This is a genomic window from Methanomassiliicoccales archaeon LGM-DZ1 (assembly GCA_030168595.1).
Lineage (GTDB): Archaea > Thermoplasmatota > Thermoplasmata > Methanomassiliicoccales > Methanomethylophilaceae > Methanomethylophilus.
On the sequence record CP115556.1, the window covers coordinates 1,161,846 to 1,185,435 of the forward strand.

The following is a 23,590-nucleotide window of genomic DNA, read 5'->3' on the forward strand; positions in this document are numbered from 1 at the left end:
TCATACTCGCTGGATGTCGCTTCGGATATCTCAGCCGTGATGGCTTTGCGAATCGCAGCGGTCTGTTCCGATGCCGGCGGAGAACGGAAAGCTATTCTTTATCAGTTTCAGGGAACTAATATGCTGGACAGAAAAATTGGCGGGCTTGAGGGGATTCGAACCCTTGGCCGTTCGATTAAGAGTCGAACGCTCTACCTAGCTGAGCTACAAGCCCTTGTAAATCTGCCCATATTATTGTGGTATTTAACTATACCGATTGGCGAAGAGGTTTCAGGACGCCCGGGGCCCCGAACCCCGGGCATCCTGGCATCAGCAGGCGAAATAACCCTTGGTTTTGAGCATGTGCCTCTTGATGAGATGGGCCCCGGTGAAGTAGACCGCTCCGATGAACGGCATCCAGAGCAGCGCCCAGAGCGGGATCGACAGCAGGTCGGTGCATCCGGAGATCGCCTCCCACAGCGGGGTTATGAACGGCAGCGACGTACCGACGGCCAGCGCCGCTATGGTGGTCACTATGAGGATCTTCGCGGAGCACGTCTGGAAGAACGGCAGGCTGTCCGTCCTCACGATGTGGATCGCCCATACCTGCATCCAGAACTGCTCGATGAACCACATCGACTGGAAGAGCACGGCGACCGGCAGCAGGCTGTCTATGGAATCTAGCGGCTTGCCGGAGAGGACGGCCTCGGAGGCGTTCGTGAAGTCGTAGCCGTCGGGCGAGATGCCGACGGTGGGCATGACCACGAACACGAAGAAGGCCCAGGACAGGAGGTCCGTGACCACGCACATCGGTCCGTAGCGGTACATGACGTTCCAGAGGTTCTCCGGTTCCCATTTCCTCGGTCTCTCGACGAACTTGTCCTCGACCTTGTCCATGCAGATGAACAGGCAGGCGATGTCGTTGATGAGGTTGAACACGAGGATCATGGCCGCGCCCATGGGCTCGAAGTTGAACAGGATGGTCCCGATGATGAGGGAGATCATGTAACCGAAGTTGATCGAGGCGATCATCTTCACGTACTTGATCGAGTTGACGTAGACCTTCCTGCCCTCGATCGCCCCGGTGCGGAGTATGTTGAGGTCCTTCTCCAGGAGGATCATGTCGGCGGCCTCCTTCGCGATGTCGGTGCCGGTGTCCACAGATATTCCGACATCGGCCGCGTTCATCGCTATGACGTCGTTGATGCCGTCCCCGATGGCGCCGACCGTGTGGCCGTTGTCGCCCAGGGCGGTGACTATCCTCCCTTTGTCGTTGGGGTTGAGGCGGGCGAACACGCAGCATTCCTCGACCTCCTTCCTGAGCTCCTCATCGCTCATGGAGGCGATCTGGGGCCCGACGAGGATCTTCCCGGTCGGTATCCCGATCTGGTCGCAGACGTACTTGGAGACGAACTCGTTGTCCCCGGAGAGCACCTTGACGTCGATCCCGCCCTCGCGGAGCTTGCCGATGGCCTCCTTGGCGGAGGGCTTGATGGGGTCGGTGAACACGATGAGTCCCTCGAGGATGAGGTCCTTCTCGTCGTCGGCGGTGAAGTCCTTCTTGGCAGGGTCTCCGGGGCGGGACGCGACTCCCAGGACGCGCATGCCGCGGGCGCTGTAGTCGCGGATGCTGTCGACGATCTCGTTCTTCTTCCGGTCGTCGAGAGGGCTGATGCCGCCGTTCTCGTCCTTGTACCTGGTGGAGATCGAGAGGATCTCGGGCATGGCGCCCTTGGAGATGACGATCCTCCCCTCCGGCCCGTCGACCACCGCAGTGGCGCGCCGGCGGTTGAAGTCGAAGGGGACGTCGGCGACGTAGGCGTACTCGTCCCTTTCCTCGGTCAGGTACTCCTCCTCGGCAGTCTCGTCGAGTGTCCAGTCGATCTGGTTGGTCGCCGACATCAGGTTATGGGAGTTTATGCAGGCGAGGAGCCTCACACGCTCGGAGGCCCTCCCTCCCGGATCGCTGCAGAAGTGGAGGCTGATGCTATTCTGGGTCAGCGTCCCGGTCTTGTCGGAGCAGAGGACGTCCATGGCTCCGAAGTTCTGGATGGCCGTGACGTCCTTCACGATGACCTTCTTCCTGGCCATCTCGATGGACCCCTTCGCGAGGTTGGCGGACACGATGGTCGGGAGCATCTCGGGCATCAGGCCGATGGCCAGGGACACCGAGTACTTCACCGCGTCAATGAGGTCGTCGGTGAGCTCGGTCTCGGTGTTGAAGTACCCGCGGATCATCATGATCGCGAACACGGCCGGGACCATGTACAGCATGATCTTGAGCAGGAGGTTGACGATGGCCTTGCTCCCTTCGTCATAGGTTGTCGGAGGCTTCTTGGCGGACAGCCTGTCCGTCATCGCCCCGAGGACCGTATCGTTCCCCACGGCGACGACCATCGCCTCGGCGGACCCGCCGACGACGGCGGTGCCGGAGAACGCGAGGTTGTTGCAGCCGAGGACGGAATCCTCCTCCCCCAGCGATACTGGGTCAGACGATTTGGTCTGGCTGTCGGCCTCGCCGGTGAGGACGGACTGGTCGACCTTCAGGTGGTTGGAGTCGATGATCCTGGCATCGGCGGGGATGATGTCCCCGGTGTCCAGGACGATGATGTCCCCGACGACTATCTCGCGGGACTCCACATCGGTCTCTATGCCGTCGCGGCGGACGGTAATCTCCGTGGTCACCATGCTTATCAGTGCGTCGGCGGCCCGGTTGTTGCGGTACTCCTGCACGAAAGTGACCACTCCGCTGATGATGATCAGCGACGTGAGGATGATGAAATAGATGATGTCGGGGTCGATGACCATCCAGAGGACGTCTATCGCCGCCAGAACGAGGATGAAGACGTTTGAGAACGCGTGAACGAGTCTCCTCAGGTTCTGGAAGCGGGGCCCCGCGGAAAGGACGTTGTTCCCGTATTTGACACGGGAAACGGTCGTCTCCTCGGCGCTCAGGCCGTCGGTATGGCTGCCGTACTCCCTGAGCACCTCCTCCGCAGTCTCGCCCGCCGCTCTCCTGAGCCTGTCCGTGGATGCAGCCTGACCTTCTACCACAGGTGGCCGAATGTCCTTATGATATTTATTTCAGGCCGACCCAGGGAAGGCCCTCTGACTGCAGAAGGCAATGATTTTATCGTTGTCCGACGATGGGGAAGCAATGGTCCAGATAAGGGTAAGGGATTTGATGACGACCCAGGTCATCACTGTCAAGCCGACCGACACGGTCAGGCAGGCGGTCATAAAGATGGCTCTCGACAACGTCACCGGCGCACCGGTCGTCGACAACAGGAACCATGTTCTGGGCCTCATAACCCAGACGGACATCCTCAAGCTCATCCTGCATTACCAGGATATGCTCGACAGGGCCGGCGAGGGCGACAAGATGCTCCTGCAGCCCCTCGACGAGAAGGAGTCCGACCCGGACGTCTCGGCCGTGAACCAGAAGTTCTCGGACATGAAGGTCTCGGACATCATGATCAGGTCCATCCTCTACACCACCCCCGACGCGGAGGTCATAGAGGCGCTCAGGATCATGATGAAGATGGATGTGGGCAGGCTCCCGGTCCTGGAGCAGGGCGTCCTCGTCGGCACCGTCTCGCGCTCCGACGTCATATTCGCCATCTACAAGAAGAAGGCCTGAAGCCGGTTGATGGATGTCCACGTTCTTTCCAGCGGCAGCCACGGCAACTGCACCGTCATCCGCCGCGACGACGAGGCCGTCATGGTGGACGACGGCCTCAGCGGACGCATGACCCAGCGCATGCTGGATTACGAGGGCATAGACGGGAAGGAGATCAAGGCCATCCTCCTCACGCACGAGCACCATGACCATGCCCAGGGGGCCGGCGTCACCGCCAGGAAACTGGGCATCCCCATCTACTCCACGGTCGGGACCTTCATGAACTTCGACCACGGGGACGGGGTGGATTTCCATCCGTTCACCATATCAGGTTCCTTCCCCCTCTGCGGGATGGAGATCGCTCCCCTCCCCACCAACCACGATGCCGCCGAGCCCTGCGCGTTCCGGATCTCCGAAGGGGACAGGAGCATCCTCTATGTCACGGACACCGGGAAGCTCAGCTTCCCCATCGAGGCCGCCCTCGCCGACGCGGACCTGGCGATCATCGAGGCCAATTACGATGCCCAGATGCTCCGCGACGGGTTCTACCCGGAGGCGACGAAACGGAGGATCGCCTCGAGCAACGGCCACATGAGCAACGTGCAGACGGCCGCCGCCATCAAGAGGACCGCCGGCAACAAGGACCGGAGGATATTCCTGGCACATCTGAGCGAGAACAACAACACGCCGGACGATGCCCGCCAGACCGTCTCCGACATCACCGGGATATCGCGTTTCCGGATAGACTGCCTCGAGTTCCGCCCCACCAGGGACAGGCCCGGGGACACCAGGCACCTCACCGTCTGAAGGGGCGCCGGCGCTTATTAAATGGGCACGAAGCGGCCCGGTTCATTTCGAGTATCTTATCTCTGCCGCGATGCCTGCCTGCACGAGCGGAAGTGCCAGGACATCAGGCATGTACAGGACGTCGCCGCGCTTGAGTATGTAGGAGCGGTCCGGTCCGGCGATGGGCATCGGCGCGTCCTGCAGGATCCTGATGAGGGCGAGATCGTTCCTGACCTTCTTCTTGGGCGCTGCGGAGGCGGGCCTCATCGGCATGCCCATCTCCGCGTCCAGGGCCATCTCCTCGTCCGTGCCCTCCTCCTCATCCTCGTTCCCTCCCTCGGGGACGGCCTCCGGCGCCGGGGCGTCATGGACCTGCGCCGCCGGGAGCGGGGAGGGAGCGCGCTGCGGAGGCGCCGAGGGCATGGCGGCCATCCTGTCGAGGCCGTCGTCTTCCGTGTCCTTCCCGTCATCAGGGATGTCCAGGTTCTCGTCGGGGGGATCGGCCGAAGGTTCTCCCCAGTCATCGGGTATCTCGGAGGCGGACGGAGACGGGGCCGGGGCGCTCCCGCGGACCTCAGGCGCTTTTCCGGAGCCGGCGGCGGGAGCCCCCCAGTCGTCAGGGATCTCCTCAGGCTCAGGCTCCGGCTTGCTGGGCTCAGGTTTCTTGATCGGCTCCCTGACAGGTTCTGAGGGCGGTATCGGGGACGGCGTCGGGAACCTGCCGTCGTTCGGCTCCGGCTTGCTGGGCTCCGGCATCTGTATGTCGGGAAGCCGGAAGGGCGCATTGCCGCTGAGCCTGTCGACCAGGCCGCGCATGTACTCGGCGCCTTTCAGGATGTTATCGTAGAAGGCGCGCTCCTCCTTCGTCATCCTGGATATGTCGATGTCCCCTCCCATCGAGCCGCGGAGGGCCATCTTGGATATCTTCCCCAGGCGGAGGTCGACGATCGAGCGGGCGTGGTCCCTGGCCTTCTTCCTCTTGTCGTTGATGCCCTCGGCCAGAGGGGAATCGATGTCCTTGGCAAGTATGCTCTCGTACTCTGACTTGAGCTGTCTGATCAGGGCCGCCATGGCCGGATAGAGGTCCTTGCGGACCTCGGTCAGTGTTTTGGACTTGTGCTCGACGCGGAAGAGCTCGGAGATCTCATCGAACGTCATGGGCGAGTCCGCCAATAGGGACATCTTGCGCCCGTCTTATGCGCCCGCGCGTTAAAATAATCTCCCACCTCCGGCCTGCGGCACCGGTTTTCCGCAGGAAACGGTAATATGCGTGCATGCAGATTGTGCCAGCATGAGGATTTCGGACGTCAGCCGCAGGAGGCCGGACGGCCTCGAGATCGATGTCCTGGTCTCCCCCCGTTCGCCGAAACGCTGCCTGGACGGGTTCGATGAATGGAGGAAGAGGCTCATCGTCAGGGTGCGCGCCCCTCCGGTCGGCGGGAAGGCCGACGAGGACGTATGCGGCCTCTTCTCGGAGATCGCCGGTTGCAGGTCCGAGATAACCGCCGGCATGACGTCCAGGCAGAAGACCGTGCTCGTCCGCGGGGATGCGGCGGATATCGAAGCGGCGCTGGAAAAAGCAGCGGAAAGCGACCGCTGAACGGGTTATTGCCATGATGCAATCAGAATCCCGGTTATTGCGTCAGCGAAAGCATTTCCGGGATCCGGGCCGGGCAGGCGCTCGGCTCAGTAGTAGGTATAGGCGATGACGAGGGCGAAGACGATCGCCACTCCCATGATGGCGGCGATGATAGCGTGCCTCTTGTTGTCCGCAGAGACTTCCATGCGCTCCCGTACGGCGAAGGGCTATTAAACATTTGACGGGTCTGCGCGCGACTGTAAGCATTATAGGGGGAGGACGGCATTACGGGACGGATGAGAGGAAGGTTCGTGGTCCTGGAGGGGATCGACGGATCCGGCAAGACCACGCTGGCCCGCGGGCTGGCCGGGCTGGTCCCGGACGCATGGGTCACGTCGGAGCCCACCGACGGCCCGCTGGGCTCCGCTCTGCGCTTCGGATCGCTCGGGGACATACCCCCGGCGGCCGAGGCGCTGCTGTTCGCGGCCGACCGCGCCGTGCACACCGAGCAGATCGAGAAGGACCTGTCCGAAGGGCGCTGGGTCATCTGCGACAGGTACCTCGCGAGCACCGCGGCCTACCAGGCGGCCGCCATGGGCGAGGCCGCCGACCGCGAATGGCTCGTCTCCATGCAGAAGCACTCGGTCACCGAGCCGGACCTGACGATCCTCCTCGACATGGACCCTGAGGAGAGCCTCGGAAGAGTGGAGGGGCGCGGGCTGGAGAGGAGCAGGTTCGAGAAGCTCGGCTACCTGCGCGCCGTCAGGGAAGAATACCTGAGGCTGGCCTCCGAGATGGGCTTCGAGATCATAGACGCCTCAAAGGGCCGGGACGAGGTCCTGGCCAGGGCCGTCGAATTACTGAAACAGAAGGGAATATATGCATCCGAGCGAAGAGATCTACGCAGAGAAGAGCAACAAGCTTAGCGGCAAGACCATCGTGCTGGGGATCACCGGGAGCATCGCTGCCGTCCAGTGCTTCTCGCTGATCCGCGAGCTCATCAGGAACGGCGCCAAGGTCATCCCCGTGATGACCCCCGCCGCGGTGAAACTGGTCGCGCCGGACGCGCTCGAGTTCGCATCCGGGGTGAAACCGGTCACGGAGATAACCGGGCAGACCGAGCACATCAAGTACCTCGGCGACCCGGCGGACGCCGATCTTTTCCTCGTCTACCCCGCTACCGCCAACACGGTCTCCAAGATGGCCAACGGCATCTGCGACACCCCGGTCACCACCATGGCCTCGGTGGCCCTGGGCTCCGAGATCCCCGTGGCGGTCGCTCCCGCCATGCACGGGTACATGGAGGAGAACCCGACCGTTAAGAAGAACATCGCCGTCCTGAAGGAGATGGGGGTCAGCATCATCGGCCCGAGGGTCGTCGACGGCGTCGCCAAGGCCGCTTCGGTGTCGGAGGTGGTCGCCTGGGCGATCAAGCTGCTCTCGCACGATGACCTCTCCGGGAAGAAGATCCTCATCATCGGCGGCAGGAGCGAGGAGCCCCTCGACTCCATGCGCCTGATCACCAACAGGTCCTCCGGGCTCATGGCCGTGTCCCTCGCCCAGCGCGCCTTCGAGCGCGGCGCCGGGGTCGAGCTGTGGATGGGCGCCAGCTCCGTCCCCGTCCCGGACTACATACCTACAAGGGAATACGAGACCGTCGCCGACCTCGTCTCCATGCTCCCGGACATCGACGCCGACGTGGTCATCGTCCCGGCGGCCCTGGCCGATTTCACGCCCGAGGAGAAGTACGACGGGAAGATACCCAGCGGGAAGGGCTTCGAGATGAAGATGAAGCCCGTCCCCAAGGTCCTGCCCCTGATCAGGGAGAAGTGCGGGTTCGTCATCGGCTACAAGGCCGAATCGGGGCTCAGCCGCGACGAGCTGATCAAGAGGGCCAGGGGAAGGCTGGAGGAGTACGACCTCAGGGCCTGCGTGGCCAACGACGTCGATTCCGCCGGGAAGACCTCCGCCTCCATGATCCTGGTGACCAAGGACGGCGCGGATGACATCACCGGTTCCAAGGCGGCCATCTCCGACTCCATCCTCAACTTCATCGCAAGGAACTGAGATGCCTTCCGCCTACTGCCCGGGGCACATAACCTGCATCTTCAGGCCGTGCGCGGGCAGCGAGGAGACGGACCTCCTCAAGATCGGCTCGGTGGGCGTCGGCATCCGCATCTCCCTCGGCGCCGAGGCTACCTTGGAGGAGCGCTCCGCCGGGAAGACTATCATCACCGTGGACGGGGAGGAAGGGGATTTCCCCGTGTCCCGTGCGGCCATGGCGCGTATGCTGCCAGGCCGCGGGTTCGAGCTCACGGTGAGGAACGGTGCACCGACCGGCCAGGGGTTCGGGATGAGCGCCGCCGGGGCCGTGGCCGCTGCCCTCTGCGCCGCCGAGCTGAAAGGGGAGACCATGCAGGCCGCCTATGTCTCGGCGCACATGGCCGAACTGATAGGCGGCGGAGGCCTGGGAGATGTCTCGGCCATAACCTGCCCCGCCCACGTGCCGGTGCGCGTCCGTCCGGGCCTGCCTCCCGACGGCGAGGTGCGCGGGACGGACATAAAACTGCCGAAGCTGGCACTTGCGGTCCTCGGACCCAAGATGAACACCGGGAAGATCCTCGTGAACCCGGCGAACTACGCCCGCATCGCTGCCGCCGGCATATCCTGCCTGGAGGCGTTCTCCGCCGATGAGAGCGGGGAGAACCTCTTCAGGCAGTCCAATGCCTTCTCCTCGGCCACGGGGATCGAGGCCCCCGAGGTCTCGTCCGCGGTGGCCGAGCTCAATTCTGCGGGCATACCCGCCGCCATGTGCATGCTCGGCAACAGCATCGTGGCCCAATGCGGGCCGGACGAGCTATCGGAGCTCCTCGGAGGGGTGCCGGCGATCGGGTGCTCTTCGACCGGAGCCCTCCCGCACATCACTCGTAGAGGGTGAAGAGCCGGTCGTCCCCTCCGACGTCGAACAGGCCGATCCTGGCGCCGCAGTCGAGCCATCCGTGGGCATAGTTGACGGCCGCGAAGGCGGTCACCAGGTCGCCGGTCTCCCTGAAGTGCTTGGCGTCGCTGTAGTAGGCCTGGGCCATCTCCATGAAGCTGTCCGCCAGGCGGCGGTTGAACGAACGCTCCGGCGCGGCGATCTTAATCTTCGCCAGGGCGCGCGCGGTGATGTCGAGGTACCTGTCGATCCTCTCGTCCGTTACGATGTTCTTGACCTCGTTCTCCATGCCTGCCCCATCGCTCAGCGCCGATAAAAATCCAGCCGGGCCCCGAGTCTCCCGCTCTCTATGTCAGGGCGATGCGCGCGCATACGCGCGAAATGTAATTAAGGGCGGTGCGGATGGCGGATTCATGATAATCGTAGGCGGGTCTGCATCGATGGACCTGGCCAAGGAACTGGCCTCCATCCTCGAGTGCGACTACATCCAGGCGGCGACGACCTCCTTCCCAGACGGGGAGTGCTACACAAGGATCGACAGGGAATCCCTCGACGACGATGTCGTCATCGTGCAGACGACCTTCCCGGACAGCAAGCTCGTGGAGATGTTCCTCCTCCAGGATGCCGTCAGGAGGCTCGGAGCGAGGACCATCACCCTCGTCATCCCCTATTTCGGGTACGCCAGGCAGGACAGGGTCTTCAAGCCCGGGGAGCCCGAGTCGGCCAAGGTCATGTGCCAGCACCTGGACATGAACTGCGACCGCGTGATCACCGTCGATATCCACAAGGAGGCGATCCTGAACTACTTCAACCATCCCCACAAGGACATCAAGGCCGCCGCCGCCATCGCCGAGTACTTCAAGGCCAAGGGCATCGACATCGTCATGTCCCCCGACATCGGCGCCGCCGGGCGCGCGAAGATGGTCGGGGACTTCATGGGGCTCCCCTACGACCACCTGAACAAGACCCGCCTGTCCGGGACCGAGGTCCGCATCGCGCCCGCCGAGGCGGATGTGAAGGGGAAGAAGGTCCTCATCGTCGACGACATGATCTCCACCGGCGGGACCATCGTCGCGGCCGCCGCCGCGCTCAGGGAAGCGGGCGCGGCCGGGATATCCGTCGCCTGCACCCACGGCCTGTTCCTGAACAACTCCCTCGAGAGGTTCACCGGCGCCTCGTTCGATTCGGTGCTGAGCTGCAACACGCTCAACAGCCCCGTCTCCCATATCTCCGTCGCCCGCCTGATCGCTGACGCGCTCAGGGAAGCCAAGGAAGGGAAGTGGTGACCACGGCCGGAAACGAGAAATCGGACAAGCTGAAGACCGCCAAGGACGACGACTTCTTCGAGTGGTACAACGACATCGTCATCAAGGCGAACCTCTGCGACAACCGCTACCCCATCAAGGGCATGAACGTCTGGACCCCCTACGGCTGGAAGCTCATGAGGCAGATTGACGCCTTCATACGCAGGGAGATGGACGCCACGGACCACGAGGAGGTGTGCTTCCCCCTGCTGATCCCGGAGACCGAGTTCAAGAAGGAGAAGGACCACATCAAAGGCTTCGACGAGGAGGTCTACTGGGTCACCCACGCCGGCCTCAACCCCCTGGACATCAGGCTGGTCGTCCGCCCCACCTCGGAGACCGCCATGTACCCCATGTTCTCCCTCTGGGTCAGGTCGCACCAGGACCTCCCGCTCAAGATCTTCCAGATCGTCAACACCTTCAGGTACGAGACCAAGCAGACCCGCGCGTTCATGCGCGTCAGGGAGATCCACTTCTTCGAATCCCACACCTGCCATGCCGACCGCGAGGACGCCGAAAGGCAGGTGAAGCAGGACATCGAGATCGTCGACGCTGTGTGCAGAGAGCTGTGCATACCCCATTCCTTCCTCATCAGGACCGACTGGGACAAGTTCCCCGGAGCGTTCTACACTGTCGGAATCGACACCATCATGCCCGACGGGAGGACCCTGCAGATCGGTTCCGCCCACTACTACAGCACCAACTTCTCCAAGCCCTACAACATCACTTACGAGAAGGAGAACGGGGAGCACGAGTACGTCCACCAGACGACCCTAGGCATGACCGAGAGGCTGCTCGGAGCCGTGGTCGGCATCCACGGGGACAACAGCGGACTGGTCCTCCCGCCCGCCATCGCCCCCGTGCAGGCGGTCATCATCCCCATCTTCAAGAAGGACAACGAGGCCGAGGTCATGCAGGTCTGCAGGGCCGCCGAGGCCGCGCTAGCATCGGCGGGCATCAGGGCCAAGCTCGACGACAGCGACGGCAGGCCGGGCGCCAAGTTCTACGTCTGGGAGCTCAAAGGCGTGCCCCTGAGGCTCGAGATCGGCGGAAAGGACATCGAGAACGGCGTCGCTACCTTCGCGAGGAGGGACACCGGCGCCAAGGGCACTGTCGAGCTGGAGTCCATCGGCCAGGGCGTGCGGATGATGCTGGACATCATAGCCTCCGACATGATGAAGAGCGCGGAGGAGAAGCAGAAAGGGTTCATCGACGATTTCTCCGACATGTCCGCCGAGAGCATTCCCGAGGGCCGCATCGTCAGGATAGGATGGTGCGGGAGCCCCGAATGCGGCCACAAGTTCGAGGACAAGTACGACATGAAGATCCTCGGAACCCCCTACAGGCCCGAGGAATGGAAGGGCAGGTGCGTCTGCTGCGGCAAGGAAGGATGCGGCCCTGCCTACGCCGCCCGCACCCTCTGAACGGGGACGGGGCCTGCCCGTCCTCTTCCCCCGCGGCACCGAGAAGCAGCTGCTGATCTTCGCGGCGGTATGCCTCGGCGCCGTCTGGGTATTCTGCAACGCCGTCCTGGGGCCGGCGGACGACGCCGAAGTGTGGTATGCCAAATGGCAGCTGATCGAGGGCGGCGCCCTGCCGTACCGCGATTTCAATTTCTCCTACCCCCCGCTGGCCCTGGCCCTCTTCATCATCCCGGGGCTGGCCTCCGGCACCGCCGAAGGGTTCTACGCTGTCTTCTCGGCGCAGATGCTGGCCATCGCCTGGCTAACCGTCCTCCTGGTCTCCAGGACAGCCTCCAGGATGGGGCTGGACGGTTTCAGGGCGGCGGCCCTGTACTTCATCGTCCTGCTGATGTACTCCACGGAGCTCACCAAGAAGCTCGACATCGCGGCCGCTGCCGCGGTGCTGTCGGCGATGTGGCTCTGGCTATCGGGGCGCAGGACGGGATCGTACCTGATGCTGGTTCTCGGAGCGCTCGTCAAGATCTACCCGGTTTTCCTGATCCCGGTTTTCCTGATGGCATCATATCTCGCGCCCGGCGGAGACCGCCGCATCGGGATCCTGAAGGGCATCGCCGCGGCCGCCGGGCTGGGCGTTGCTGCCGCATTGCTGATGCTGGCCGCCGGCGTCCCGATGTCCGGGCTGAGCGAGGCCTTCCTGAGCCAGACCGGGCGCAGCTTCCAGGCCGAGAGCGTTCCGGGGAACATCACCCATCTGCTGGGCCTCCTGGGTATATCCGATTACGGGGTGGCCGAGAGCGCCCACACCTACATCATCACGCAGGGCCCCCTGGCCGGTCTCCGGGACGGATGGATATGGGTTGTCGCGGCCATGTGCATCCTGTCGTACATCGCTGTCTGGGTCTTCGGGAAGAGGTCCTCCGCCGGCGGCCCCGCCAGGGTCCTCGCGCTCGGTTCCTGCCTCACCGTGCTGGCCGTCCTGCTCAGCTACATGGTCTTCTCCACCCAGTACATGCTGTGGATCGTCACCCTCCTCCCGTTCGCGATCATGGGCGAGAAGGGGCCTTCCGCCCGCCTGAGGATGCAGGCCGCTTACCTGGCCCTCTTCCCGGTCCTGCTCCCGCTGATGGTCTGGTACCTTTTCGGCATAGGGGAGGCCGCCGCGGCCCTGTCCGTGCTGGTCCGCAACCTGCTCCTCCTGTGGTTCGCCCTGCGCATAATATCTATGCTCTCGGGCCGCCGCCTTGCTTTCCCGCGCCGTCAATGATATAACCGCCGGCAGCGTCTGGTGGACCATGGCATTCCAGGAAGGCGAATACCTCTACCTCCAGGGAGAGGACGGCAGGAGGTACTTCTTCAGGCTCCAGAACTCCATGGTCAAGCTCGGCGGCCTGGGGGTCATCGACGGCAGCCGCTTCTGCGGCAAAGATGACGGGGACATGGTGGAGATCGTCGGGAAGAGGTTCAATGTCTTCCGCCCCGGCACGGTCGATCTCATGGAGTCCCTGGAGAGGGGGGCGCAGATCATCACCCCCAAGGACGCCTGCGAGATCCTGTTCGAATGCGACATCCGCGCCGGGAGCAGGGTGATCGAGGTCGGGGCCGGCTCCGGCGGGCTGACCACCGCCCTGCTGAACGCCGTCGCCCCGACGGGGCATGTGCATACCGTCGAGTTCAAGCAGCAGAACGCGGACCGTGCCCTCAGGAACGTGAAGAGGACCGGGCTCGACCAATATTGGACGTGCCAGATCGGAGATGCGAGGGATGCCCCCATCGAATTCGACAACGCCGACGCCCTCATCACCGACATGCCGGACGCGGAGAACGCCCTCGACAACCTGGTCCCCCATCTGAGGAACGGCGGGAGGATATGCACCTACGTCCCGAACGTCAACCAGCTCGAGCTCTCCGTCAGGGCGCTCAGGGACAGGGGCTTCGCCGATGTCCGCTCGTTCGAGGTCATGCGCCGGGGGATGGAGGTCCACGAGGGCGGCACCCGCCCCAGCTTCGAGATGCTCGGCCACACGGGCTACCTGACCTTCGCCAGGAAGCGCTCGGTCTGACCTCGGTCCGACGTGCGTCTGAACGTTTATAATAACCGCGCGCGTTACAGCGCCCGATGACAGTAATCGATATCAGGATCGAGCTGAAGAAAGGGGTCGCAGACCCGGAGGGATCCAACACCATGAAGACCCTCGAGTCCCTGGGTTTCAAGGGCATCAGGTCCGTGAAATCGGTGAAGACCTTCGTCATGGACCTCGACATGCCCGCCGAAGAGGCGAAGAAGGCCGGCGAAGAGTACTGCAGGAGGCTCCTCGCCAATCCTGTCGTTCAGAGCTACAGCGTCACCGTGAGATGATCCGATGGGGCTGATGGTCAAACGCGACGCCCCCTACGATCTCTGCGATGTGAAGATCAGGGGCGCGTCGGACGCGGAACTGGAGGAGATATCTTCCTCCATGGCGCTCGGCCTTTCCCTCGACGAGATGAAGACCGTCCGCAAGTACTTCGAGGACGAGGGCAGGGACGCCACCGATGCGGAGCTGCAGTCCCTCGGCCAGGCCTGGTCCGAGCACTGCTGCTACAAGAGCTCCAAGACCTTCCTCAAGGAGTTCGTCTTCGGTCTCGACAGGGACGACATCCTCTCCCGCGGGGACGCGGGGGTCATGGTGTTCGATGATGACTACGGGTATGCTCTCAGGATCGAGAGCCACAACCACCCGTCCGCCATCGAGCCCTACGGCGGGGCGGCGACAGGCATCGGCGGCATCGTCAGGGATGTCATCTGCATGGGTGCGCAGCCCATCGGGCTCATCGACCCGCTGTGCTTCGGCCCCATCGACAGGCAGGTCAGCCTGCCGAAGGGGATCAAGGACCCCAAGTACCTGATGAGCGGCGTCGTGTCCGGCATCAGGGACTACGGCAACAGGATCGGGATCCCGACCATCTCCGGAGCGATCTTCTTCGACGAGAAGTACACCGGGAACTGCCTGGTCAACGTCTGCTGCCTCGGGATCGTCAAGAGGAGCGACCTCCTGAAGAACTACGCGGCCGGGCCCGGGGAGGTCATGATCCTCTTCGGCGGCCGGACCGGGAGGGACGGCATCCACGGCGTGAACTTCGCCTCCAAGGACATAACCTCTGATTCGGAGGAGGACTCCAGGGGCGCCGTCCAGCTGGGAGACCCCATCACCAAGGAGCCGGTCATCCATGCCTGCACGGAGCTGGCGAGGAGGCACCTCGTCACCGGCATGAAGGACCTCGGTGGCGGAGGGCTCTCCTGCGTCGTCGGCGAGATGGCCATCGAGAAGGGATGCGGGGCGGACGTGGACCTCGAGAAGGTCCCCCTGAAAGAATCCGGCCTGGCGCCCTGGGAGATCTGGGTCTCCGAGTCGCAGGAGCGCATGATGTGCACCTGCAAGCCCGAGAACGTGGACGAGATCATGAAAATCTTCGACCTCTGGGACATCACCGCCACGGCCGTCGGCAGGACGACAGACACCGGCAGGACCAGGCTGTTCTGGAACGGCGAGAAGATCTTCGACATGGATATCGAGTTCCTCACCGGCGGCCCGATGTACAAGAGGCCGTTCAACCTGCCGAAGCCTCCCTCCAAGAAGGATGAGGTCTTCCCCAAGCTGCCTTCCCTCAAAGAGGTCATCCTGGCCATGCTCTCGGACCCCAACGTGGCGTCCAAGGAGTGGGCCATCAGGCAGTACGACCACGAGGTCAGGGCGTCGACCGTCGTCCACCCGCTGGTCGGCAGGATGAACGCTGCCGGGCCGGGCGACGCATCCGTGCTCAGGCCGGTCCACGACAGGTGGAACGGGCTGGCCGCTGCCGTCGGCTGCAACCCCTGGTTCACCGCCGCCGACCCCTACAGGGGCGGCATGGCGTCCATCGACGAGGCGTACAGGAACGTCGTCGCCGTGGGAGGGGAGCCCAACGCCTTCACGGACTGCCTCAACTTCGGCAATCCCGAGAACCCCGACAGGCTCGGGGAGTTCAGGGAGGCCGTCCGCGGCATCGGCGACATGGCGAGGGGGCTCGGGATACCGATCCCCTCCGGCAACGTGTCGATGTACAACCAGGCCCCCGGCGGGGAGCACATCCTGCCCACGCCGATGATCGTCTGCTGCGGGCTCGTGAAGGATGTCAGGAAGAGCGTCACCGCGGACTTCAAGAAGACCGGGTCCTGCATCTTCGCCATCGGGGACACCAAGGACGAGATGGGCGCCTCGCTCCTGTTCAGGAAGTTCGGCGGCGCCGGCGGGGAGGTCCCCGTCTGCGTCCCGGAGAGGCTGAAGGAGGTCTCCGGCAGGCTGCTGAAGGCGATGTCCGAAGGGCTCGTCCTGAGCTGCCACGACTGCTCCGACGGAGGGATAGCCATAGCGGTCGCCGAGATGTGCATCTCCGGGCAGGTCGGTGCCGTGCTCGACATGACCGCGGTCGAAGGGCCGTCCGAAGAGGCCAAGCTGTTCTCCGAATCGGCGTCCAGGTGGATCGCCGAGGTCGATGCCGGGGATGCCGATGCGTTCACCGCCCTCATGGGCGATGCCGCCGTCCCGATAGGGTTCACCAAGGGCGATTCCCTGGTCATCGGTTCCGAAGAGGTGCCGGTCAGGGAGCTGAGGGCCGCGTGGAGCGATCCCATCTGGAAGATCATGGGGGGATCCAAGTGAAAGCAGAGGATGTCAGGGTATGCGTCATCAGGATCGAGGGGACGAACTGCGAGGACGAGATGGCCGAGGCCTTCGAATCCGTGGGCGCCAAGGCGGAGAAGGTCCACCTGAAGCAGCTCCTGGGTCAGTGCGCTCCCGAGATGAAGCGCAGCCTGGAGGATTACGATGCCCTTGCCTTCCCCGGAGGGTTCTCCGCCGGGGACTACGTGCGCGCGGGCGCCCTCTTCGCCGCGAGGATCAAGGCCGGCATGTCGAAGGAGATCCAGCAGTTCGTGGACGAAGGCAAGCCGGTTCTAGGCGTATGCAACGGCTTCCAGATCCTGGTGGAGCTCGGCCTCCTGCCGGGATTCGGAGCGAAGATGGACCCGGAGCCGACGGCCGCCCTCTATACCAATGATTCCGGCAGGTTCGAATGCCGCCCGTCGGTGCTCCGCATGGAGAACCGCGGGAAGTGCGCCTTCACCGGCAAGATCGCGAAAGGGTCCCTCCTCAAGATACCCGTGGCCCACGCTGAAGGAAAACTCCTCAGCGCCGACCCGGACTTCATCTCCAAACTGGAGGATGCCGACCAGGTCGTCTTCAGGTACGCAGGCCCGGACGGAGGGCCCGCCCCGTACCCGTGGAACCCCAACGGCTCGCCCTCGGGCATCGCCGGGATATGCAATTCCCAGGGCAACGTCATGGGCATGATGCCCCACCCCGAGAGGGTCATGACCGCTTACAACAATGCGGATTGGACCCGCGGGCATGCATCCGAGGACGGCGACGGGAAGGCCGTCTTCGAGTCCGTGATGGACTATCTCTCTAAGAGGTGAGGGAGCGGGCGGGTCCCGCCCCCATCTTCCCGCCGCAAACGCGGCGGGATCTTTTTTCAAAGGACGATCTTAACTTCGACCTTGTCGCCGGTGCTCAGGCCGAGAGTGCGCCTGATGTGGTACTGGCATATGATCTCGATGACGTCCGCATAGATCGTTCTCTCCGGGACGACGACGGCGCATTCGAGGTTCTTGATGCTCGCTTTGTAAGCGATGACGTTTCCGAAGGTCCTCCCGTCGTGGGTGAACCCTTTGATGAAGATCCCGGCGGTGGCGCGGATGACATCGAGCTTCCCGATGTCCTCCTTGTCGACGGCGACATTGAACGTGCCGTTGAACGGCTTGAAGCCGAGCTTGTCGACGAACTGGTCGACGTATCCTTTCTGGCCGATGTAATATCCGCCTTCGCCGAGCCCGTCCTTGACGGTGCCGTGTATGGTTATGTGGTCCGTAAGCTCGAAGATCCTCCTGTATTCGTTATATTCCTGTTTAAGGGCCTCCGAACCGGACGGCGTGATCTTTATGCGCTGCTTCCTGGCCCCCAGGTCGCGCACGATGAGGCCTTGGTCGAGAAGTTCGAGGATGCGTTTGGATGCCGACTGCTGGCTCATTTCCAGGGCATCTCCGAGCTCCCTTGAGGAGACGGCGATGTAGTCATCGAGCCCTCCGAGAAGCGCGAGTTTCCGCAAAGCGAAGGTGTATTTCTCGTCCAAGGACATTGCCCGACGAATGTTGGTTCAATTGTTTAAAGATAACTAAATCTCCGAAGGAGAATGAACATAAAAGTACCGGCCCGAAGGCCGGTGTTGAAGTTTGGATCAGGCCTCGTGGGGCTCGGCAGTCCAGAGTTTGCCGTCCTTGCTGTAGGAGATCACGCAGATGAGCGCGATGCAGACGAACTCGACGCATCCGAACCAGAGCTCGAAGTACTGGGCGGCGGTGGCGCCGGCGATGACTCCGAGGGTCAGGAAGTTCATGAACATGAGGAGGTTCCAGTTCCACTGCCCGTGCATCCCGAACGCGCCTGCGAGGGCGAAGGACAGGCACATGACGAGCAGCATGAGGGCCGCGGTCCCGAGGGAGTCCATGGCGCCGTCGCCTTCGAGGTCCAGATACAGTACGAGTCCGATGACGGCGATGATCCCGCCGATGATGCCGAGGGCCTGTCCGGCCTTGATGGTGCTGTTGAGTTTCATTCGACGGCCTCCTTGCCGATAGCGGAAACGGGGTTCTTAGGCTGGACGTTCACGCCGATCGTGTAAGAAGCGGCGATGAAGAGCCAGACGAGCCCGGCGACGATGCTGATGACCTCCCACTCCTCCTCCGCGAAACCGAACGCGCTGAAGAGGGAGACGCAGAAGAGGACCACTGCCGCACCGGCGACGATGACCTTCCCGTCGTACCAGGTCTGGGCGGCCCAGGACGCGGCGGCGAAAGCGAAGAGCGTCGCGGCGAGGACGGCGAAGAATTCGTGGATGTCCCCGCCCTCGTAGTCCGAGTCGTAGAATCCGACGAAGATAAGGCATATCCCGGCAAGCGCGAGGAGGATCCCCTCGGCCAGATATCCGGATTTTCTCTTGTCGTTCAGGGCCTCGCCGAGTCCGAAGAAGGCGAGAAGGATGGCAGAAATGACGCATCCCCATTCAAAATAAGTCGCGGCGTCGGTATCGGATACCCCGAAGTCAGAGAGGGCGTTGGTCCCCCATTCCCAGGAGGAATCCGCGCCGTAACAGGCGAGCCACATAAAGCAGAAAGCGACTCCTGCGCAGATTCCGAACCATCCGAAAGCGGCGGCGTGCTTCTTTGCATCCGCATTCATGGGAGCCACGTATTCTATGTTATTTTATTAACCTTGCTCACACCCAACCGCCCCCAGACTCCGGAATTTCCCCGTGCCGGCCGTGCGCCTGACAGGGGCCGGGGCTTACCTTCCGCGGCCGATGCGAAGGAAAGTGCTATATCCGCTCCTTCCGTCCTCACGGGCGAGATACTCATGAACAACGTTTACTTCGTGGGAACCGCCGGGAGCGGGAAGAGCACCATGGTCGGGGCCTTCAAGAGGTGGCTGGACGACAACGAGATCGACTCCTGCACCGTCAACCTCGATCCCGGGGCAGAGAAGCTCCCCTATCAGCCGGACATAGACATCAGGGAGTGGATAAACCTCGACGAGGTGATGTCCCAGTACGGCCTCGGTCCCAACGGGGCGCAGATTGTGGCGGCCGACCTGATGGCGGTCAACATCAGCAAGGTAAGCGACGCCCTCGATTCCTACGACGTGGACTACGTCCTCATAGACACGCCCGGACAGCTGGAGCTCTTCGCCTTCAGGGAGAGCTCCAACATCGTCATCGACGCCCTCGGCAAGGACAGGTCCATCATCGCGTACCTCTCCGACCCGACCCTCTACAAATCCGCCAACGGCTTCGTCTCGGCCATGACCCTGGGCGCCCTGGTGCAGTTCAGGCTCGACATGCCGATGATCAACCTCCTCTCGAAGGTGGACACCCTCAGGGAGAAGGACTCCGACAGGATCATCGACTGGTACAACAACCCGGACACCCTGTACGGCGACCTGCTGGACGAGGACAAGGACCCCCAGTCCGTCATCGGTATGGAGCTCTTCCGCGCGCTAGAGGACACCGGCGTCTTCGGCGAGATGAGGGGAGTGTCCGCGGAGAAGGAGATCGGCCTGCAGGAGATATACGCGGCCGTCCAGCTCCAGTTCCACGGCGGGGACGACGCGGAGAAGGACGACTCGGACACCGAGTGAGTTCAGGCTCACATCGAGCCCGTCTGCTTCAGGTATGCCAGGGTGAGGTCGGCACGCTTGCCGTCAGCCCTGGCGATTCCGTCGTAGCCGGCATTGAACAGCTTCCTGCGGGCCGCCCTGAGCTCTTCTTTTCCGTTCGCGCCGTAGACGAAGTTCGCCACGTTTCTGCCCTCGACGAACGTGCCGCGGTAGGGCTCGAACGCCGGGAAGTCGTAACGGGACATGGCCAGGGTCAGCACGGCGCGTATCTGGGACATGCGGGCCGGGAGGATCTTGCCGTTACCGCAGAGGGGCGCGCCCTCGGCCGGTTCGCGCGGGTACACCTGCATTCCGTCGCATCCCATCCCGTCGGTGGCGTAGAACAGGTCGACGATCTCCTTCGGGGTGTGCTCGGGCCCTATCGGGCCGGTCCCGGCCACCGTGCGCAGGCCCGCCGAGATGAGGGCCCTGATGGTGTCCAGGCGTTTCTCGGCCGAGACGCCGGTCTCCGTCCCCTCGCCCAGGCGGACCGAATGGTAGGCGCCGGCCACGCCGGCATCCTTCAGGGTGCCTGCTTCGGAGGCGTCGAGGTCGCGGGTGTCGACGTAGATCTCGGTCCCTTTGGGCGCGGAATCCGCAGCGATGCCGGCTAGCTCCGCCAGCCTGCCGATGTCCGTGTCCCCGATGGTGGACAGCTTGATCCTCCTCACGTCGGAGAACGCCCCGAGCTCCCGGCATCTGCGGGCGAGGTCATCCCCGTCGATGTCCCAGAAGAGCGAATCGGTGGTGCTCTCGGCCCACTTGCAGAACCTGCAGCCCACGGGGCAGGGGCCGGTGGAGACCGGGATCTCGGCCACCATCAGGCCGGTCGATTTGCATTCGGACCTGGTCAGCCTGTCCGCCAGGGAGACGGCCATGGCCGCCTCGGGAGACCTGTCCCTGAAGGTCAGGAGGTACTTGCATTCGTCAGGCTCCAGGCGTTCCTTGTAATAGCCTTTGGAGAGCAGGTCCGCCGCTCTGCTGTCGAACATGGGCGGCATTATCGAGAAGAACCGATAAAAGGTTTGAGGGATGTGCCAGGAGGGGAAGGCTCCCCTTCCGGCTCATCCGTAGAGGTACGCCGGAGGGGCCTTAACCTTGTTCCTGTCGGTGGCGATGACCTTGTCCCTGGCCTCGGCGAAGTCCTCGGGGCTGACGGTGTCGCGGCCCGCTCTGATGGCCAGCATACCGGCCTCGGTGCAGATGCTCTTGATCTCCGCTCCGGAAGCGCCCTCGGTCGCCTCGGCGAGCTTCTTTGCATCCACCTTCTTGGAGACGTTCATGTGCTTCAGGTGGATCTTGAAAATCTGCTCCCTGCCGTCGATGTCAGGCAGGCCGACCTCGATGATCCTGTCGAACCTCCCGGGCCTCAGCAGGGCGTCGTCGAGGATGTCGGGCCTGTTGGTGGCTCCGATGATCTTGACGTTGCCGGTGGGGGTGAACCCGTCGAGCTCGGCGAGGAGCTGCATGAGGGTCCTCTGGACCTCGCGGTCGCCGGAGGTGGCGACGTCGGCCCTCTTCGCGCCCACGGAATCAATCTCATCGATGAAGATGATCGAAGGCGCCTTCTCCTTGGCGAGCTCGAACAGCTCGCGGACGAGCCTCGCGCCCTCTCCGATGTACTTCTGCACGAGCTCCGAGCCGACCAGCCTGATGAAGGTGGCGTTGGTGGCGTTCGCAACAGCCTTGGCCATGAGGGTCTTCCCAGTGCCGGGCGGGCCGACCAGGAGGACGCCCTTCGGAGGCTCGATCCCGACCTTCTTGTAGAGCTCGGGGCGGAGCAGGGGGTCCTCGACGGCCTCGCGCAGCTCCCTCATCTGCTTGGACAGACCGCCGACGTCCTTGTAGGTGATCGTCGGCTTCTCGAGGATCTCCCCGCCGGAGACGACGGGGTCGATGGCGCTGGGCAGCACCTGCATGACGGCGAGGGACTGCTTGTTGAGGGTGACCCTGGAGCCCGGGATGAGGTCCTTGCGGTCCACGTAGTCCGACACTCCCACAAGGAAGTCGGGGCCGCTGGAGCTCTTGACGACGACCTTCCCGTCGGGGAGGATGTCGCGGAGGCTGCCGATGACCAGCGGAGGGGTCTTGAGTCTCTCCAGCTCGCCCCTGACCCTTGCCATGTCCTTCTGCAGCCTGAAGAGTTCGCTCTCTGCCGCGCGCTTCGAGTTCTCAGCGTTCTGAAGGTCCTGCATGAGGCGCACGTTGCGCTCTTCGAGCGAAACAACCTTCGCTTTCAAATCGTCGGTCTCGTTTTCCTCGGGCATATCAAACACGAGGTGATGGCGTTCGCTTTTATTAAAGCCGAACTTACACGCAGGAAAGTACATCTGTCTGATTCCCGGCCTCTTCCTGCAGTCTGGCACAGTCGCGATGCCGGAAATGCGGTTTGCACTTCATAAAAACCTTGTTCTAGGGATCACGGCCCTGCAGAGCTCGGTACGCTGATTAACTATATTTACGAGTGCAAACATGGAAGATGCATGATTTGCGAGATGTGCGGCAAGGACGTGCCCACCACCCGCCTCATGGTCGTGCAGGGAGCGAAGCTCAACCTGTGCCCGAACTGCATGAGGTTCGGCGACGATTACCACGCCCCCCGCGAGGAGGACGGCGGTCGCAGCTTCGAAAGCAACAGCGCGATCATCCAGCAGAGGCTGGAGAAGCGCCAGAGGCGCATGCAGACCAAGGACATCTATGCAGGCACCGCTTCCGTGGCCCTCATCGAGGACTACGGGAAGGCGATCAGGAAGGCCCGCGAGAAGAAGAACCTCGACATGGAGTCCTTCGCCAAGTCGATCAACGAGAAGAAGGGGATCCTCGAGAAGGTCGAGGCCCAGAACCTCGTTCCCGATGAGAAGCTCATCAAGAAGCTAGAGAAGGCCCTCGGCATCAAGCTCACCGAGATCGTCCAGGAGGGCGGCTCCGTGAACGCCAGGGGAGATGCCAAGGGCATGACCCTCGGGAACTTCATCATCAGGGAAGAGAAGGATAAAAAGAAGAACTGATCCAGGAAACCTTTTCCGCCGGGCCTTTCCGGCGGTTTTTATAATGCATCCTGAACAGGATGCCGGAGCAGGCGGCCGGGCCCGCATATCCATCCGTCCGGCCGCGCTCATTCAGCTGTCAGTGCACAGCGATCTTCTCGTAGATCTCGCCGGCGAGCGCTTTCACGTCCGCACCTGAGTCCCTCAGGACGAGCAGCGCCGCGACCGAGATGTCCGTGCTGAGTTTCCTTTTGATGCTGTTGCATTCCGAGATGAACTTCCCGCGGTTGTCCCATCCGTACTTTCCGGAGAGCGCGACGAGCTTCGGGAACATGTCCTCGGAATCGGCGGCCGGCGGCGTCTGGGTCTTCGCAATCTTCGCCGGCTGCTTTCCTGTGGCAGCTGCTTTCCTGAGAGCTTCGGAAGGGCGGTAGGCGATGGGGACCTGCAGGCCGGAGTAGTCCGCTCCCGGCCTTATGTACCCGCCGGCCTGCTTCATCGCGCCGGAGGAGATCATGGCCGCGATCAGGGCATCCGCTTCCTTCGCGGACATCCATTTGAGGTCCAGGGAGATGTACATCCTCATCTCCTTCGGGGTCATCGCGTCCTTGCCTTTGCTGCGGAAGAGCGCAGCGGCGCATATGCTCATCTCGTCTGACATCCGTGCCTCGTACTCTGTTCCCGTTTAT

At 63.0% G+C, this 23,590-nt stretch carries 24 protein-coding genes and 1 tRNA gene; 15 read left to right on the forward strand and 10 right to left on the reverse strand.

The annotated features are described in order from the left end of the window. Positions 1–137: 137 nt before the first annotated feature. A tRNA-Lys gene (locus O8W32_05645) sits at positions 138–214 on the reverse strand. 95 nt (positions 215–309) lie between these two features. Then, the gene (gene mgtA, locus O8W32_05650) at positions 310–3,033 is read right to left on the reverse strand and encodes a magnesium-translocating P-type ATPase (GenBank protein ID WII08655.1); all 2,724 of its coding nucleotides are present in this window, start codon (positions 3,031–3,033) and stop codon (positions 310–312) included. Between the two features lie 103 nt (positions 3,034–3,136). Between mgtA and O8W32_05655 the strand changes: the two genes are divergently transcribed. Beyond that, positions 3,137–3,619 (forward strand): CBS domain-containing protein, encoded by a 483-nt coding sequence (locus tag O8W32_05655; GenBank protein ID WII08656.1) that lies wholly within the window; start codon positions 3,137–3,139, stop codon positions 3,617–3,619. 9 nt (positions 3,620–3,628) lie between these two features. Next, positions 3,629–4,405: an MBL fold metallo-hydrolase gene (locus tag O8W32_05660; protein WII08657.1), complete on the forward strand. Its 777-nt coding sequence runs from the start codon at positions 3,629–3,631 to the stop codon at positions 4,403–4,405. A 42-nt stretch (positions 4,406–4,447) separates the two neighbouring features. Here the strand turns inward: O8W32_05660 and O8W32_05665 are convergent, their stop codons facing one another. Further along, positions 4,448–5,566 (reverse strand): DNA replication complex GINS family protein, encoded by a 1,119-nt coding sequence (locus tag O8W32_05665; GenBank protein WII08658.1) that lies wholly within the window; start codon positions 5,564–5,566, stop codon positions 4,448–4,450. Positions 5,567–5,675: 109 nt separating this feature from the next. Between O8W32_05665 and O8W32_05670 the strand changes: the two genes are divergently transcribed. The 4 genes from O8W32_05670 to O8W32_05685 all read left to right on the forward strand — a co-directional run bounded on the left by O8W32_05670 (position 5,676) and on the right by O8W32_05685 (position 8,901). Then, complete coding sequence (locus tag O8W32_05670) at positions 5,676–5,984, forward strand: DUF167 family protein (GenBank protein ID WII08659.1); 309 nt, start codon at positions 5,676–5,678, stop codon at positions 5,982–5,984. A gap of 275 nt (positions 5,985–6,259) precedes the next feature. Continuing rightward, entirely contained in the window at positions 6,260–6,889 is a 630-nt protein-coding gene (tmk, locus tag O8W32_05675; protein ID WII08660.1) for a dTMP kinase, read from the forward strand. After that, positions 6,843–8,030 (forward strand): bifunctional phosphopantothenoylcysteine decarboxylase/phosphopantothenate--cysteine ligase CoaBC, encoded by a 1,188-nt coding sequence (gene coaBC / locus O8W32_05680; protein WII08661.1) that lies wholly within the window; start codon positions 6,843–6,845, stop codon positions 8,028–8,030. The genes tmk and coaBC overlap by 47 nt, the downstream gene beginning before the upstream one ends. Before the next feature lies 1 nt (position 8,031). Next, positions 8,032–8,901 (forward strand): pantothenate kinase, encoded by an 870-nt coding sequence (locus O8W32_05685; GenBank protein ID WII08662.1) that lies wholly within the window; start codon positions 8,032–8,034, stop codon positions 8,899–8,901. Here the strand turns inward: O8W32_05685 and O8W32_05690 are convergent. Next, positions 8,885–9,190, reverse strand: a complete 306-nt coding sequence (locus O8W32_05690) for a DUF357 domain-containing protein (GenBank protein ID WII08663.1) — start codon at positions 9,188–9,190, stop codon at positions 8,885–8,887. The genes O8W32_05685 and O8W32_05690 overlap by 17 nt on opposite strands. 124 nt (positions 9,191–9,314) lie before the next feature. Between O8W32_05690 and O8W32_05695 the strand changes: the two genes are divergently transcribed. The 7 genes from O8W32_05695 to purQ all read left to right on the forward strand — a co-directional run bounded on the left by O8W32_05695 (position 9,315) and on the right by purQ (position 17,123). Then, entirely contained in the window at positions 9,315–10,187 is an 873-nt protein-coding gene (locus O8W32_05695; protein ID WII08664.1) for a ribose-phosphate diphosphokinase, read from the forward strand. Next, complete coding sequence (gene proS / locus O8W32_05700) at positions 10,184–11,629, forward strand: proline--tRNA ligase (protein WII08665.1); 1,446 nt, start codon at positions 10,184–10,186, stop codon at positions 11,627–11,629. Before O8W32_05695 ends, proS begins: the two co-directional genes overlap by 4 nt. A 130-nt stretch (positions 11,630–11,759) precedes the next feature. Continuing rightward, positions 11,760–12,893, forward strand: a complete 1,134-nt coding sequence (locus O8W32_05705; protein WII08666.1) for a glycosyltransferase family 87 protein — start codon at positions 11,760–11,762, stop codon at positions 12,891–12,893. Between the two features lie 28 nt (positions 12,894–12,921). Then, positions 12,922–13,689, forward strand: a complete 768-nt coding sequence (locus O8W32_05710) for a tRNA (adenine-N1)-methyltransferase (GenBank protein WII08667.1) — start codon at positions 12,922–12,924, stop codon at positions 13,687–13,689. Positions 13,690–13,745: 56 nt separating this feature from the next. Then, positions 13,746–13,985: a phosphoribosylformylglycinamidine synthase subunit PurS gene (gene purS / locus O8W32_05715; GenBank protein WII08668.1), complete on the forward strand. Its 240-nt coding sequence runs from the start codon at positions 13,746–13,748 to the stop codon at positions 13,983–13,985. A gap of 4 nt (positions 13,986–13,989) precedes the next feature. Then, entirely contained in the window at positions 13,990–16,308 is a 2,319-nt protein-coding gene (gene purL / locus O8W32_05720) for a phosphoribosylformylglycinamidine synthase subunit PurL (protein ID WII08669.1), read from the forward strand. Further along, positions 16,305–17,123, forward strand: a complete 819-nt coding sequence (gene purQ / locus O8W32_05725; protein WII08670.1) for a phosphoribosylformylglycinamidine synthase subunit PurQ — start codon at positions 16,305–16,307, stop codon at positions 17,121–17,123. The genes purL and purQ overlap by 4 nt, the downstream gene beginning before the upstream one ends. Positions 17,124–17,179: 56 nt before the next feature. Here the strand turns inward: purQ and O8W32_05730 are convergent, their stop codons facing one another. The 3 genes from O8W32_05730 to O8W32_05740 all read right to left on the reverse strand — a co-directional run bounded on the left by O8W32_05730 (position 17,180) and on the right by O8W32_05740 (position 18,942). Further along, positions 17,180–17,842: a DUF120 domain-containing protein gene (locus O8W32_05730; GenBank protein ID WII08671.1), complete on the reverse strand. Its 663-nt coding sequence runs from the start codon at positions 17,840–17,842 to the stop codon at positions 17,180–17,182. A 99-nt stretch (positions 17,843–17,941) separates the two neighbouring features. Continuing rightward, positions 17,942–18,319: a hypothetical protein gene (locus tag O8W32_05735; GenBank protein ID WII08672.1), complete on the reverse strand. Its 378-nt coding sequence runs from the start codon at positions 18,317–18,319 to the stop codon at positions 17,942–17,944. Further along, entirely contained in the window at positions 18,316–18,942 is a 627-nt protein-coding gene (locus O8W32_05740; GenBank protein ID WII08673.1) for a DUF998 domain-containing protein, read from the reverse strand. Before O8W32_05740 ends, O8W32_05735 begins: the two co-directional genes overlap by 4 nt. A gap of 174 nt (positions 18,943–19,116) precedes the next feature. Here O8W32_05740 and O8W32_05745 point away from each other — a divergent pair, with 174 nt between their 5' ends. After that, positions 19,117–19,896 carry an ATP/GTP-binding protein gene (locus O8W32_05745; GenBank protein ID WII08674.1) on the forward strand — a complete coding sequence of 260 codons (780 nt, stop codon included), beginning with the start codon at positions 19,117–19,119 and terminating at the stop codon, positions 19,894–19,896. A gap of 8 nt (positions 19,897–19,904) precedes the next feature. Here O8W32_05745 and O8W32_05750 read toward each other — a convergent pair whose 3' ends face one another. Together O8W32_05750 and O8W32_05755 are read right to left on the reverse strand one after the other, a co-directional pair. Continuing rightward, positions 19,905–20,906, reverse strand: a complete 1,002-nt coding sequence (locus O8W32_05750) for a radical SAM (GenBank protein WII08675.1) — start codon at positions 20,904–20,906, stop codon at positions 19,905–19,907. Positions 20,907–20,978: 72 nt separating this feature from the next. Further along, the gene (locus O8W32_05755) at positions 20,979–22,181 is read right to left on the reverse strand and encodes a proteasome-activating nucleotidase (protein ID WII08676.1); all 1,203 of its coding nucleotides are present in this window, start codon (positions 22,179–22,181) and stop codon (positions 20,979–20,981) included. Between the two features lie 216 nt (positions 22,182–22,397). Here O8W32_05755 and O8W32_05760 point away from each other — a divergent pair, with 216 nt between their 5' ends. Then, positions 22,398–22,922 carry a multiprotein bridging factor aMBF1 gene (locus O8W32_05760; protein ID WII08677.1) on the forward strand — a complete coding sequence of 175 codons (525 nt, stop codon included), beginning with the start codon at positions 22,398–22,400 and terminating at the stop codon, positions 22,920–22,922. A 118-nt stretch (positions 22,923–23,040) separates the two neighbouring features. Here O8W32_05760 and O8W32_05765 read toward each other — a convergent pair whose 3' ends face one another. Then, positions 23,041–23,562 carry a DUF2240 family protein gene (locus O8W32_05765; GenBank protein WII08678.1) on the reverse strand — a complete coding sequence of 174 codons (522 nt, stop codon included), beginning with the start codon at positions 23,560–23,562 and terminating at the stop codon, positions 23,041–23,043. Positions 23,563–23,590: the final 28 nt, after the last annotated feature.

What these genes read in the sequence shown, in the direction of transcription:
- O8W32_05730 (WII08671.1), bottom strand. Translation starts at nt 17,842, where the DNA reads ATGTCCTTGGACGAGAAATACACCTTCGCTTTGCGGAAACTCGCGCTT.
- O8W32_05665 (WII08658.1), bottom strand. Translation starts at nt 5,566, where the DNA reads ATGTCCCTATTGGCGGACTCGCCCATGACGTTCGATGAGATCTCCGAG.
- O8W32_05685 (WII08662.1), top strand. Translation starts at nt 8,032, where the DNA reads ATGCCTTCCGCCTACTGCCCGGGGCACATAACCTGCATCTTCAGGCCG.
- O8W32_05695 (WII08664.1), top strand. Translation starts at nt 9,315, where the DNA reads ATGATAATCGTAGGCGGGTCTGCATCGATGGACCTGGCCAAGGAACTG.
- O8W32_05740 (WII08673.1), bottom strand. Translation starts at nt 18,942, where the DNA reads ATGAATGCGGATGCAAAGAAGCACGCCGCCGCTTTCGGATGGTTCGGA.
- O8W32_05710 (WII08667.1), top strand. Translation starts at nt 12,922, where the DNA reads ATGGCATTCCAGGAAGGCGAATACCTCTACCTCCAGGGAGAGGACGGC.
- O8W32_05660 (WII08657.1), top strand. Translation starts at nt 3,629, where the DNA reads ATGGATGTCCACGTTCTTTCCAGCGGCAGCCACGGCAACTGCACCGTC.
- purL (WII08669.1), top strand. Translation starts at nt 13,990, where the DNA reads ATGGGGCTGATGGTCAAACGCGACGCCCCCTACGATCTCTGCGATGTG.
- coaBC (WII08661.1), top strand. Translation starts at nt 6,843, where the DNA reads ATGCATCCGAGCGAAGAGATCTACGCAGAGAAGAGCAACAAGCTTAGC.
- O8W32_05670 (WII08659.1), top strand. Translation starts at nt 5,676, where the DNA reads ATGAGGATTTCGGACGTCAGCCGCAGGAGGCCGGACGGCCTCGAGATC.
- O8W32_05750 (WII08675.1), bottom strand. Translation starts at nt 20,906, where the DNA reads ATGTTCGACAGCAGAGCGGCGGACCTGCTCTCCAAAGGCTATTACAAG.
- tmk (WII08660.1), top strand. Translation starts at nt 6,260, where the DNA reads ATGAGAGGAAGGTTCGTGGTCCTGGAGGGGATCGACGGATCCGGCAAG.
- O8W32_05745 (WII08674.1), top strand. Translation starts at nt 19,117, where the DNA reads ATGAACAACGTTTACTTCGTGGGAACCGCCGGGAGCGGGAAGAGCACC.
- O8W32_05765 (WII08678.1), bottom strand. Translation starts at nt 23,562, where the DNA reads ATGTCAGACGAGATGAGCATATGCGCCGCTGCGCTCTTCCGCAGCAAA.
- O8W32_05755 (WII08676.1), bottom strand. Translation starts at nt 22,181, where the DNA reads ATGCCCGAGGAAAACGAGACCGACGATTTGAAAGCGAAGGTTGTTTCG.
- O8W32_05735 (WII08672.1), bottom strand. Translation starts at nt 18,319, where the DNA reads ATGAAACTCAACAGCACCATCAAGGCCGGACAGGCCCTCGGCATCATC.
- purS (WII08668.1), top strand. Translation starts at nt 13,746, where the DNA reads ATGACAGTAATCGATATCAGGATCGAGCTGAAGAAAGGGGTCGCAGAC.
- O8W32_05690 (WII08663.1), bottom strand. Translation starts at nt 9,190, where the DNA reads ATGGAGAACGAGGTCAAGAACATCGTAACGGACGAGAGGATCGACAGG.
- O8W32_05760 (WII08677.1), top strand. Translation starts at nt 22,398, where the DNA reads ATGATTTGCGAGATGTGCGGCAAGGACGTGCCCACCACCCGCCTCATG.
- O8W32_05655 (WII08656.1), top strand. Translation starts at nt 3,137, where the DNA reads ATGGTCCAGATAAGGGTAAGGGATTTGATGACGACCCAGGTCATCACT.